This window comes from Streptococcus fryi (genome assembly GCF_053206505.1).
Genome location: NZ_JBRUGW010000004.1, coordinates 63,061 through 76,264, shown reverse-complemented (window position 1 = coordinate 76,264; position 13,204 = coordinate 63,061). Strand labels below are relative to the sequence as shown.

The 13,204-nt window shown below is 38.4% G+C and carries 10 protein-coding genes and 1 pseudogene; 7 read left to right on the top strand and 4 right to left on the bottom strand.

The window, feature by feature from the left end; translation table 11 throughout:
* Positions 1–260: 260 nt before the first annotated feature.
* A pseudogene (locus ACVRZH_RS02360) lies at positions 261–1,280 on the bottom strand (DEAD/DEAH box helicase); the annotation flags it as partial.
* 226 nt (positions 1,281–1,506) lie between these two features.
* On the opposite strand from ACVRZH_RS02360, the gene udk reads away from it, so the two are divergent.
* The 7 genes from udk to murA all read left to right on the top strand — a co-directional run bounded on the left by udk (position 1,507) and on the right by murA (position 9,582).
* On the top strand, positions 1,507–2,130 hold the full coding sequence (gene udk / locus ACVRZH_RS02355; protein WP_447453719.1) for a uridine kinase: 624 nt from the start codon (positions 1,507–1,509) through the stop codon (positions 2,128–2,130).
* Between the two features lie 160 nt (positions 2,131–2,290).
* Entirely contained in the window at positions 2,291–2,788 is a 498-nt protein-coding gene (msrC, locus tag ACVRZH_RS02350) for a free L-methionine (R)-S-oxide reductase MsrC (RefSeq protein ID WP_447453718.1), read from the top strand.
* On the top strand, positions 2,788–4,455 hold the full coding sequence (gene dnaX, locus ACVRZH_RS02345) for a DNA polymerase III subunit gamma/tau (RefSeq protein WP_447453717.1): 1,668 nt from the start codon (positions 2,788–2,790) through the stop codon (positions 4,453–4,455). Before msrC ends, dnaX begins: the two co-directional genes overlap by 1 nt.
* A gap of 11 nt (positions 4,456–4,466) precedes the next feature.
* The gene (locus ACVRZH_RS02340) at positions 4,467–4,805 is read left to right on the top strand and encodes a VOC family protein (RefSeq protein ID WP_447453716.1); all 339 of its coding nucleotides are present in this window, start codon (positions 4,467–4,469) and stop codon (positions 4,803–4,805) included.
* A gap of 240 nt (positions 4,806–5,045) precedes the next feature.
* Positions 5,046–6,644: a CTP synthase gene (gene pyrG / locus ACVRZH_RS02335; RefSeq protein WP_447453715.1), complete on the top strand. Its 1,599-nt coding sequence runs from the start codon at positions 5,046–5,048 to the stop codon at positions 6,642–6,644.
* 259 nt (positions 6,645–6,903) lie between these two features.
* Complete coding sequence (metK, locus tag ACVRZH_RS02330) at positions 6,904–8,097, top strand: methionine adenosyltransferase (RefSeq protein ID WP_447453714.1); 1,194 nt, start codon at positions 6,904–6,906, stop codon at positions 8,095–8,097.
* Positions 8,098–8,322: 225 nt separating this feature from the next.
* On the top strand, positions 8,323–9,582 hold the full coding sequence (gene murA / locus ACVRZH_RS02325) for a UDP-N-acetylglucosamine 1-carboxyvinyltransferase (RefSeq protein WP_447453713.1): 1,260 nt from the start codon (positions 8,323–8,325) through the stop codon (positions 9,580–9,582).
* A 187-nt stretch (positions 9,583–9,769) separates the two neighbouring features.
* Here the strand turns inward: murA and ACVRZH_RS02320 are convergent, their stop codons facing one another.
* Genes ACVRZH_RS02320 through ACVRZH_RS02310 form a run of 3 tightly spaced genes read right to left on the bottom strand, consistent with a single transcriptional unit; the run spans position 9,770 to position 13,141 of the window.
* A complete protein-coding gene (locus tag ACVRZH_RS02320) occupies positions 9,770–10,909 on the bottom strand; it encodes an ABC transporter ATP-binding protein (protein ID WP_447453712.1) in 1,140 nt (379 codons plus the stop codon).
* 34 nt (positions 10,910–10,943) lie between these two features.
* Entirely contained in the window at positions 10,944–11,780 is an 837-nt protein-coding gene (locus ACVRZH_RS02315) for a sugar ABC transporter permease (protein WP_447453711.1), read from the bottom strand.
* Positions 11,780–13,141 (bottom strand): carbohydrate ABC transporter permease, encoded by a 1,362-nt coding sequence (locus ACVRZH_RS02310; RefSeq protein ID WP_447453710.1) that lies wholly within the window; start codon positions 13,139–13,141, stop codon positions 11,780–11,782. The genes ACVRZH_RS02315 and ACVRZH_RS02310 overlap by 1 nt, the downstream gene beginning before the upstream one ends.
* Positions 13,142–13,204: the final 63 nt, after the last annotated feature.

The window sequence follows — 13,204 nt, the reverse complement described above, 5'->3', positions numbered from 1 at the left end:
TAACTGACACGTTTCTTTTTTGGAATGACCAGTCTCTACATAAGCAATAACTCGTTTTCTAAAATCTATTCCGTAACTTTTCATAAGTATAGTATAACAAATACTATACAGAAACTAAAGGACTATAAAAATCAAGACCATAAACAACAAGTTATACTAAAAGGACTGAGTTCTGTGTAAGACAGAACCCAGTCCTAATTTAAAATATTTTGGTCAACTTTTTATGTCACTAATGGAGATTAAAACTGTACTGGAGAAGCTTATTTGCTGTAAAATTGCTGGCTCTTGAGATAGATTTCTGAGACGGATGCGAATTTTTTCAACTGCTTAAGTTCTTCTTTATGGCTAATTAGTGTGATGACAACACCTTCTTTTCCCATACGTCCCGTACGGCCAGCACGATGTGTATAGGTTTCTTGACTACGCGGGACTTCAAAATTAACCACAGCCTCAAGAGAATCAATATCAATACCCCTTGCGACTAAATCGGTAGCTAAGAGAAGATTGATCTCGTGAGATTTGAAGCGGTCCAAAATGACTTTTCTGAACTTGACATTCACATCACTGGCTAGAGATGCAGCAGAGGATTGGTTAAACTGTAGGCGTTCTTCAATGGCCCCGAGGTCAGATAGGTTATTGAAAAAGACTAAAGCTCTAAAGTCTGGGAGATTGGATAACTTACGAAGCAATTCTAAACGGTCACGCTTATCAACAATGATGTAGTAGTGCTTAAGGTTATCATTGAGTTGATGTGACAGATCAATAGTCAAGGTATCAGGTACTAGTACGTCTGTATCCAGCTTGTTGGTTGCTGAGACGTAAATCAATTGATGATCGCGTGGGGTGTAGTTGATGATACTTTTTACAAAATGGTATTGAGAATCACTCAGAAGCTCATCAAATTCATCAAGGATGATGGTTTCAACGGACATCATTTTGATTTTTTTGAGTTTAACCAATTCGAAGAGACGTCCAGCTGTTCCAATCAGAATCTCTGGGCCTTTTTTTAACCGTTCAATCTGACGTTTTTGACTACTGCCTGATAGAAAAAGTTGAGCTGTTAAACCCAATGGCTCCGCCCAGAGTTTTGTAACGTCAAAAATTTGCCCAGCAAGTTCAGAATTGGGTGCTAGTATCAAAAGCTGTTGGCTTTTCTTTGGTTTTAGCTTCATCAGACTTGGTAAAAGATAAGCCAAGGTTTTTCCAGATCCTGTTGGGCTGATAGCCAAGATATTCTTTCCCTCAATGATAGGGTCAAAGATGGCTTCTTGAATTGGTGTTGCTTCGGATAATCCAAGTTCTACTTGCTTATCTTTCAGGAGTTGAGGGAGTTTGTCAAACATAGTGTCTTTCCTTATCTAGGTGGTGTATACCTTATTTCTGTACTATTATACCATGTTTTCAAGCTCAGGTCTGTCTGATAAAAACTTCTTTTTGAACAACCTAGCAAGTTTTGGGAATTTGTAGTAAAATAAATGAGGAGATTTTTTTGGAAGGCAGGTACTTATGCGTAATAGACCTATTATTATCGGTGTTACTGGTGGTTCAGGCGGAGGAAAAACAAGTGTTTCTCATGCTATTTTAGATAATTTTCCGAATGCTAAGATTGCCATGATTGAGCATGATTCTTATTACAAGGACCAGTCTCACTTGACGCCTGAGGAGCGTGTGAAAACGAATTATGACCACCCCTTAGCCTTTGATACGGATTTAATGATTCAACACCTTAAAGAGTTGATTTCAGGACGTCCAGTTGATATTCCTATTTATGACTATACGATTCATACTCGCAGTGATAAGACTTATCGTCAAGAGCCTCAAGATGTTTTTATTGTTGAAGGTATCTTGGTCATGGAAGATGCACGCTTACGTGAATTGATGGATATCAAGTTATTTGTAGATACGGACGATGATATTCGTATTATCCGTCGTATTAAGCGTGATATGGTTGAACGTGGTCGGAGTTTAGAAAGTATCATTGACCAGTATACAACAGTTGTCAAACCGATGTATCATCAGTTTATTGAACCAACCAAGCGTTATGCAGATATTGTCATTCCAGAAGGAGTGTCAAACGTTGTGGCGATTGATTTGATTAATACTAAGATTGCGAGCATTTTGGCAGAGTAAGGTTTGTAAAAAAACTATAGCTAGCGAATGGAGGTTACCCAAGTGTAGCCTCTTTTTGCTGTACTGTTAATAATGTCTTAGCAATAAGGGATTGTTAATTTTAGAATGAAAAGCACTTCATTTTGACCATATAAGTCATAAATTTGCTATAATAGTTGGTATGGAAAAGACAAGAAAAATTGAAGCTTATAAATTGATGATGGCTCAGGCAGAAGGGCTTTTTGCTAATGAGACGAATTTACTAGCTAATCTGTCAAATGCTAGTGCTCTCTTGAATAACACATTACCCAACTCAGTCTTTACAGGTTTTTATCTCTATGATGGTAAAGAATTGATTTTGGGCCCTTTTCAAGGAGGCGTCTCTTGTGTTCATATTGGCATTGGGAAGGGTGTCTGTGGAGAATCGGCACAGAAAAGGGAAACCATGATTGTTGATGATGTCACAAAGCATGCCAACTACATCTCTTGTGATGCAACAGCTAGAAGTGAAATTGTGGTACCAATACTGAAAGATGATCGACTGTTGGGAGTATTGGATTTGGATTCCCGTTTTATAGCCGATTATGATGAAATTGACCAAGCTTATCTCGAAGCTTTTGTTGATTTGCTTGTGTCTAAAAGTCATTGGGATTTAGGAATGTTTGGAGTGGATAAGTAATGTATCAAGCCCTTTATCGTAAATATAGGAGCCAGACTTTTGCAGAGATGGTTGGTCAAACAGTCATTTCAACGACGTTAAAACAAGCTGTGGCGACAGGAAAAATCAGTCATGCTTATCTTTTTTCAGGTCCAAGAGGGACAGGTAAAACGAGTGCAGCAAAAATTTTTGCGAAGGCGATGAATTGTCCAAATCAAGTTGATGGTGAACCTTGTAATATCTGTGATTTGTGTCAAGCTATTACCAAAGGGAGCTTGGAGGATGTGATTGAGATTGATGCGGCATCAAATAATGGTGTGGATGAAATTCGTGACATTCGTGATAAATCAACCTATGCCCCAAGTCGTGCCACTTACAAGGTCTATATTATCGATGAAGTTCACATGTTATCGACAGGCGCTTTCAATGCCCTTTTGAAAACCTTAGAAGAACCAACTGAAAATGTTGTTTTTATTTTAGCAACGACAGAATTACATAAAATACCTGCTACGATTTTGTCTCGCGTTCAACGTTTTGAGTTCAAAGCCATAAAATTAGCTGATATCAAGACACATTTGATGTGGATATTGAACCAAGAAGGGATTGCTTTTGATGATGAAGCGATAACCATGATTTCACGACGTGCTGAAGGTGGTATGCGTGATGCCTTGTCAATATTGGATCAGGCTCTCAGTTTGGGTGGAGGTCACGGTTTAACCTTGGATATTGCCCAAGAGATGACGGGTAGCATTGCTTTATCTTCTTTGGATAATTACGTTACTGCTCTTATTCATAAAGATATGTCGAAGGCACTTGAGCAGCTAGAATTGATTTTTGAAAGTGGTAAAAGTATGACGCGCTTTGCCACAGATCTCTTATACTATTTACGTGATTTATTAATCGTAAAAGCAGGTGGCACTGCTCTCTTTGATAGTAATGGTTTTTCAGAAAATCTAAGCATTGAACAAAGCCGAATTCTAGCCTTTATTGATACAGTGACCCAGTCCTTACCAGATATTAAAGCAGGATTAAATCCCAAAATCTATACTGAGATGATGACTGTTAAGCTGGTAGATGGTGTCAGTGGAGAGTCGGCATCAAATGATGAACTCTTTGAAGAGGTGAGGTCCTTACGTCAGCAAGTACAGCAGCTAAAGACAACGATTGAGCAAATGACAGCAACTGGCATAACGGTATCAGTATCTCCTACTGAAGTGAGACGTCCTAATAATACCTCTTTTAAGGTTGATAAAGTGAAAATTATGACGATTATGGAAGAAACCGTTGTTGATAGTCAGCAATCAAGAGCTTATTTAGATGCCTTGAAAGAAGCGTGGAATGAGATTTTGGATAGTCTGAGTCCTCAAGATAGGGCTCTCTTACTCGGTTCAGAGCCTGTCTTGGCTAATAGTGAAAATGCTATCTTAGCCTTTGAGGCGGCTTTCAATGCTGAACAAGCTATGAAGCGACAGGATTTGAATGCTATTTTTGGAAATATTATGAGTAAAGTAGCAGGTTTTTCGCCCAATATCCTAGCTGTGCCAAAACGTGATTTCAATAGTATTAGAGCTGAGTTTGCACAGAAGATGAAGTCTCAGACAGCTCCTATAGCAGTTGAAAAAGATGATCGTTTTATTCCAGAAGGCTTTGATTTCTTAGCTGCTAAAATTGAGCGAATTGATGATTAGGAGGTCGGTAGATGTTATTGAATCAATTAACGCTTTATGTTGAAAATGTGCATGAGGCAAACTCTTTTTTTGAGACCCTCTTACAAGTTGAAGCTGATTTTTCAGATGATAACTTTGCGCAACTAACAATTGCTGATTATATATTGATGCTTACAAAAGTGAAAATAGGAGAAACAAGTCGTTTGACAATTCATTTAGAAGTTAAGACTCTCGAGAAGGAGTTTGAACGTCTGAAGATGTTGGGAATCTCTATTATCAAAGACCCCTATATCACTGATTGGGGAACTTATTCAATGTTGGTTCAAGGACCGGACGATATCATTATTGATCTTTACCAACTGAAAGGCTAGTGCCTCTGTCTATAGCAACTCTTATTTGTAAAGTTAAGTGTTCGTGTTGGTTTCTTAATGATAAATGCAATGATATGATCTTAGTTTTTGCTAATTTAGATTGACAAATATGAGATTTTAAGTTATAGTTTTAACTGGGCACCTCTTTTGAGGTCATGGCTCTCCTAAAGGTTAGGGGAGCATTTTTTTATTTTCCCTAGATTAGTTATACTCAATAAGTCATCAGAAAAGGAGTGGAAAATGACAAAGTATATTTTTGTAACAGGTGGAGTAGTTTCATCTATTGGTAAAGGTATTGTAGCTGCTAGTTTGGGACGGTTATTAAAGAATCGTGGTTTGAAAGTAACTATCCAAAAATTTGATCCTTATATCAATATTGACCCTGGGACAATGAGTCCCTATCAGCATGGTGAGGTCTATGTGACAGATGACGGTGCAGAAACCGATCTTGATTTAGGCCATTATGAGCGCTTTATTGATATTAACCTGAATCGTTTTTCAAATGTTACAACGGGTAAAATTTACAGTGAAGTTCTACGTAAAGAGCGTCGTGGAGAGTATTTGGGAGCAACTGTTCAGGTGATTCCTCATATTACAGATGCTTTGAAAGATAAAATTAAGCGTGCTGCACAGCTGACAGATGCAGATGTGATTATTACCGAAGTTGGTGGTACTGTCGGTGATATTGAGAGTTTACCATTTTTAGAGGCACTTCGACAAATGAAGGCTGAAGTGGGTTCTGAAAATGTTATGTATATTCATACGACATTATTACCCTATTTAAAAGCTGCTGGTGAGATGAAGACTAAGCCAACACAGCACTCGGTAAAAGAGTTAAGAGGTTTAGGCATTCAGCCTAACATGCTAGTTATTCGGACAGAGATGCCAGTCGAACAAGCTATTAAAAATAAGCTGGCTCAGTTTTGTGATGTTGCTCCAGAAGCTGTCATTGAGTCTCTTGATGTTGAACATCTCTATCAAATTCCATTAAATTTACAAGCGCAAGGAATGGATCAGATTGTTTGTGATCATCTTAAATTAGACACACCAGTGGCAGATATGACAGAGTGGACGCTTATGGTAAATAAGGTAATGTCTTTGAAAAAGACTGTAAAAATCGCTTTAGTTGGTAAGTACGTTGAATTACCAGATGCCTATATTTCTGTGGTTGAAGCGCTGAAACATGCGGGCTATGCTAATGATGTAGCCATTGATTTAAAATGGGTAAATGCAACTGAATTGACAGAAGAAAACGTGTTTGATGAACTGTCAGACGTTCAAGGTATCTTAGTACCAGGTGGTTTTGGTCAAAGAGGAACGGAAGGAAAAATCACTGCGATAAGATATGCTAGAGAAAATGATGTTCCTATGTTAGGAATTTGCTTGGGAATGCAGTTGACCTGTGTTGAATTTGCGAGGAATGTATTAAAGCTAGACGGGGCTAATTCGACTGAACTAGATCCTGATACAGCGTATCCAATCATTGATATTATGCGAGATCAGATTGATGTTGAAGATTTAGGTGGGACTCTACGTTTAGGGCTATATCCTTGCCGTTTGAAACAAGGAAGTAGAGCAGCTACAGCTTATCAAAAAGAAGTTGTAGAACGTCGTCATCGTCATCGTTATGAGTTTAATACACGCTATAGAGAACAATTTGAAGCAGCTGGTTTCATCTTCTCTGGCGTGTCTCCAGATAATCGCTTAATGGAGATTGTAGAGTTAGCAGATAAGACATTTTTTGTAGCGGCTCAGTACCATCCAGAATTACAAAGTCGCCCAAATCGTCCTGAGGAGCTTTATACGTCATTTATATCAGCATCGTTGACAAAAAAGTAGTGCTTTTTTGTAGCATTAAATAGCTATTCAAGTGATATTATTATGTCCGATTTTGGCTGTTGTTCAGTGATGCTAATTTTCAAAAGAAAAAACTGGCATAATAAGGAAATCGTGGTAAAATAGTAATGTTAATTAGTCCCGAAAAGGTAACCGATAGTATAGTATCGGTTAGTGCTTTGTAACTTTTTAACAAGCTAATGGTTGGTCAACTGTTGACTAATTTGAAGCTATCATTTTTTATTAAAAGGGGGACATTTTTATGTCAGAACGTAAACTTTTCACGTCTGAGTCGGTTTCGGAGGGACATCCAGATAAGATTGCAGACCAAATTTCAGATGCTATTTTAGATGCTATTTTGGAACAAGACCCAGATGCTCATGTGGCTGCTGAAACTGCTGTGTATACAGGGACAGTTCATGTCTTTGGTGAGATTTCAACAACAGCTTATGTTGATATTAATAGAGTTGTTCGTGATACAATTGCAGATATTGGTTATACTAACGCAGAATATGGTTTTTCTGCTGAATCAGTTGGTGTCCATCCATCACTTGTTGAACAATCTCCAGATATTGCTCAAGGTGTCAATGAAGCCCTCGAAGCGCGTGAAAACAGTGAACACGATGACTTAGATTTAGTTGGTGCAGGTGATCAAGGCTTAATGTTTGGATTTGCAGTTGATGAGACGCCAGAATTGATGCCTTTACCGATTTCATTGGCACATCAGTTGGTACGTCGATTGGCAGAATTACGTAAGACAGGAACGTTAACCTACTTACGGCCAGATGCTAAAAGTCAGGTCACTGTAGAATATGATGAACATGATCAACCTGTTCGTGTAGATACAGTGGTTATTTCTACACAACATGATCCTCATGTGACTAATGAACAACTTCATCAAGATATTATAGATCAAGTGATTAAAACGATTATTCCACAAAATTATCTTGATGAACAAACACGTTTCTTTATCAATCCAACAGGCCGTTTTGTTATCGGAGGGCCTCAAGGTGACTCTGGTTTAACAGGTCGTAAAATTATCGTTGATACTTACGGTGGTTATTCACGACATGGAGGAGGAGCTTTTTCTGGTAAGGATGCGACTAAAGTTGACCGTTCAGCCTCTTATGCAGCTCGCTATATTGCTAAAAATATTGTTGCTGCTGGTCTGGCTAAAAAAGCAGAAGTTCAGTTAGCTTATGCTATTGGGGTTGCTCATCCAGTTTCTGTAAGGGTTGATACTTTTGGAACAAGCACTGTTTCAGAGTCGTTACTTGAAAAAGCTGTCCGTGAGCAATTTGATTTACGCCCTGCTGGTATCATTAAGATGTTAGATTTGAAACGACCTATTTATCGTCAAACGGCAGCTTATGGTCATATGGGACGAACAGATATTGATTTACCATGGGAAAGATTGGATAAGGTTGAGGCTTTGAAGAAAGCTATCAGTCACTAAGACGACAGTTGAGTGTTTCATTTATCGAAAACGACTATCCATGGTTGCAAAATATATTGTGATGATACATCAGAAGCTGGATTCTCTGGCTTCTTTTTACTAGTTTGAAGTGCTGTAAAAAAACACCAAGTAGAAGTGGTGAATATAGATAGATTTATTTGTCAATTAGCTCATTATATGGTAGAATTAAAAGGTTGACAATAAGTTAAGAAAGATTGAACCAGTATGAGAAAAATTGTGATTAATGGGGGGAAACCATTATCTGGACAAGTGGCTGTTTCAGGTGCTAAAAATAGTGTTGTTGCCTTGATACCAGCTATTATTTTAGCAGACGATATTGTAATTTTAGACGGTGTTCCTGAAATTAGTGATGTTGATAGTTTGATTGATATTATGGAATCTATGGGAGCAATAGTCACACGTGATGGTGAGACTTTATCAATTGATCCACGAAACGTCAAAGATATGCCGATGCCTTATGGTAAAATCAATAGTCTTCGAGCTTCTTACTATTTTTATGGCAGTCTATTGGGACGCTTTGGACAGGCTGTTGTGGGTTTACCTGGCGGTTGTGACTTAGGGCCACGTCCTATTGACTTACACCTTAAAGCATTTGAAGCAATGGGTGCTAGTATTTCTTATCAAGGAGATGCTATGAAAATTGCGACAGAAAGCCGTAGTTTACATGGAAGTCATATCTTTATGGATACGGTATCTGTGGGTGCTACCATCAATACTATGTTAGCTGCTGTAAAAGCAAATGGTAAAACTGTGATTGAAAATGCAGCTCGTGAACCTGAGATTATCGATGTTGCTACCTTGTTAAATAATATGGGGGCGCATATTCGAGGGGCTGGTACTGATGTTATTACTATTGAAGGCGTTAATAGACTTAATGGAACACGTCATCAAGTTATTCCCGATCGCATTGAAGCCGGTACTTATATTGCATTGGCAGCTGCTATCGGTGAAGGTGTTAGAATTACAAATGTCTTGTATGAACATTTGGAAGGTTTTATAGCAAAACTTGAAGAAATGGGTGTCAAAATGACGATTGAACAGGATAGTATTTTTGTTGAAAAACAGGATAAACTCAAAGCAGTCAATATAAAAACAGCACCTTATCCAGGATTTGCAACTGATTTACAGCAACCATTAACGCCATTATTACTTAAGGCTTCAGGTCAGGGTAAAATAATGGATACTATTTACGAAAAGCGAACGAATCATGTGTATGAATTGGCACGTATGGGAGCCTCAATTTCTGTTGTAAGTGGTCAAATTGTTTATCATGGTCCAAATCAACTTCAAGGAAGCTCAGTAAAGGCAACAGATTTACGTGCAGGAGCATGCTTGGTAACTGCAGGTTTAATGGCTGAAGGTCGTACAGAAATTAGCAATATTGAATTCATCCTACGTGGCTATTCTAATATTATTGATAAACTGCGTGCGCTTGGGGCAGATATTGCTATTGAAGTTTCATAACCATTATTGGACAATCAATCTTTCTATTATATTCATAAAGCGTCAGTGATTAACGATATAAGAGGCAGGAAAAATTCCAGTCTCTTATTTTTTATGACAAGGTATGTTATAGGTTAATTTGAGAAACTGATAATAACAAAAAAACAGACAAGTTCAGGGAGGTCTTGTCTGTTTTTGAGTATGATTATTATTTCATTGAAATACGTTTGTTTGTTTCAAGGTCAAAGTAATGTCCTTTACCAACATTGAGTGTTAATTCAACGATCTCTCCAGGTTGGTGGAAGTCACGGGCATCTACACGGGCAGATAGCTCATTTTGACCATTCTTGACATAAAGCATTGTTTCGCTACCAAGTAACTCTGATACAACGACTTCGGCTTTAATTGTGGCATTAGGATAAGTATCGTGGACAATTTGGTTACTTGAAATGTCTTCAGGACGGATACCAAAAGTCACTTTTTTGCCCATGTAACCAGCTTTAGAGAGGCTCTTAGCTTGTCCTTCAGGAAGGGCGATGTGGAAGCCATCAGCAGTTTCAATAGTTGTTTCATGGATAGTGACTTCCATAAAGTTCATTGCTGGGCTACCGATGAAGCCTGCCACGAATTTGTTTGCTGGTTCGTTGTAAAGTTCTTGCGGGGTACCGATTTGTTCTACACGTCCAATCGTACCAGTTCCTTCAGGGTTTTTAGTGGCACTCATGATAACAATACGATCTGCAAGTGTCATTGCCTCTGTTTGGTCATGTGTAACGTAGATTGTTGTTGCCCCGATACGACGGTGGATTTTAGCAATCTCTGCACGCATTGAGACACGAAGTTTAGCGTCAAGGTTTGATAATGGCTCATCCATCAAGAACACTTTGGCATCACGAACGATAGCACGTCCCATCGCTACACGCTGGCGTTGACCACCTGACAAATCAGCTGGCTTGCGTTCTAAGAACTCTGTCAAACCAAGAACTGCGGCAGCTTCACGAACACGTTTGTCAATATCATCTTTTGGGTATTTACGCAGTTTAAGACCAAAAGCCATGTTATCGTAAACAGTCATGTGTGGGTAGAGGGCGTAGTTTTGGAAAACCATTGCAATATCACGGTCTTTAGGCGCAACGTCGTTCATTAACACGTCGTCAATATAGAATTCACCTTCTGTGATATCCTCAAGACCTGCAATCATACGAAGCGTTGTTGATTTACCACAACCAGAAGGCCCAACGAAAACGATAAATTCTTTGTCCTTGATATCAAGGTTGAAATTTTCAACAGAGTAGTGAGTGCTATTTGGGTATTTTTTGTAAATCTTGTTTAATTTTAAAGTTGTCATAATGAAATTCCTTTTTTAGTGCCGATGAAATTGTTTATTTAACAGATCCGCCAGTGATACCTTCAACGTAGTATTTTTGCATGAAGATAAAGAGGATTGTGATTGGAACTGCGATAAGAATTGAACCAGCTGTAAATGGCATGAACCATTCATTGATAGTGTCTACTTGCAGCATTGAGAAGAGTCCAATGGCAACAGTATATTTACTTGTTGCATCACCAAGGATAACTTGAGCGAAGATAAAATCGACCCAAGGTCCCATAAATGAAAGAAGAGCAGTATAAACGATGATTGGTTTTGATAATGGAAGAGTAATCTTAAAGAAGATATCCATACGAGTTGCCCCGTCAATCATAGCTGATTCATCAAGTGAATATGGAATGGTATCAAAGAAACCTTTAGCGATGTAGAATCCTAATGCAGCACCAGCTGAATAAACGAGGATTAAGGCAGTCAAGGTTTGTGTTAACCCAAGAGCTTTTAAGATGTAGTAAACTGCAATCATACTCATGAAACCAGGGAACATGTTCAAGACAAGGGCTAATTTCAAGAAACGATTTCTGAATTTAAACTTAATACGGCTAAGTGAGTAGGCCATGGCAACAGTGATAAATGTTGATAAGATACACGTCATTGTTGCAACAAACAAGGTGTTCATGAACCAACGTCCAAATGGGAAGGAGTCGTTGGTGAATAGCTTGATGTAGTTATTAAGTGTAAATGTTTTTGGTATAAAGTAACTAACGTAGGCTGTTCCTTCGCCACGGATACTTGAAAGAAATACCCAAGCAATCGGGAAAAGCCAGATGATTGATAACACTGTTAGTAAGACATAGACAGAGGCTAGACGAAGTCTTTTTTTATTTTTCATTATTTAGCCGTCCCTTCTTTGTAAGATGCAGTGCGTGTATAAGCTAATAAACTAAATACAGCAGATAAGGCAAAGATAATGATACCGATAACAGAGGCGATGTTATAGTCAGCAGCTGTTACAGTCAATTTATACAACCACGTTACCAAGAGGTCTGTACTTCCTGCTTGATAGAAATCAGAGTTAGTTGGACCACCACCAGTGAGGAGATAGATAACGTTGAAGTTGTTGATGTTACCAATGAATTGTTGGATAAGTGTAGGTGTCATGATGAGCAAAATTTGTGGGAAAGTAATAGACTTAAACACTTGGAATTTTGTTGCTCCATCAATCTCAGCTGCTTCAATCTGTTCAGCAGGTAGGTTCATGATGATACCAGTCGCAATTAGCATGGTATAAGGGATACCGACCCACATGTTAACCATAATGATTGAGAATTTTGCCCATGTTGGATGTGATAAGAACGGGATAGGTTCAGAAATCAAACCGATGTTCATCAATAAATTGTTCAAAGGACCAACATCATTGAGAAGATTTCTCATAACCAATAATGAGATAAAGAGTGGTACTGCAATGGTGATAACAAAGATTGTACGCCACATCTTCTTGAATTTTAATCCCTTAGTGTTAATCAAAAGGGCAAGGACGATACCAAAGAAGAAGTTGGTTACAGTCGCAAAAACTGCCCAAATCAAAGTCCAAGAAAGAACTGGGAAGAAGGTGTCGGCCATACGACCACTCAAGATGTTACCAAAGTTACTAAAACCAACCCAGTCAAATAATGATTTTGGAGGAAGGTGGTTATGGTCAAAGTTGGTAAAGGCAAGGGAAATCATGTAAACCAAAGGAACGATAGTGAAGAGCAAGATACCGATCAATGGAATTGCCATTAAGGTCATATGGAAACGACCATCTGCTAATGTTCTAAAATCTTCGATAAATGTTGGTATTTTTTCACCATTTTGCTTGCGAATGTAGATTGTTCTAGCACTTTTTAGATTACACCAATAAATGTAGGCAAAAACTAAGCAGAAGATGATAGATGCGAGACCAAAAATCAACATCAGCATTGAATTATCACCTTCGACAGCTACCTGAATTTTAATGCCGTCAATTTCCTGCTCGGCCATACCTTGTGTTTGTGTACCTAAGGTAATCAGACCACCGAGTGCAGGAATGACTTGGGTGATAAAAGCAATGATGAATAGAATTTGGCTGAGTAAGAATAGGGATCCTTTTACAAGTTGTTTGTTAACAAGGTTAGCGAATCCCATAATAAGAAACGATAGTTTAATGTCTGTTCCGCCTTTTTTAAAGGCGTCTGAAACAGTCACTTGGTTAAATGAACTAGACATGGCCATAGTCATTTCCTTTCTAAAAATGGAATGTAGAGATGTCATTGGTTAAGCTGATTTTTGCTAAAA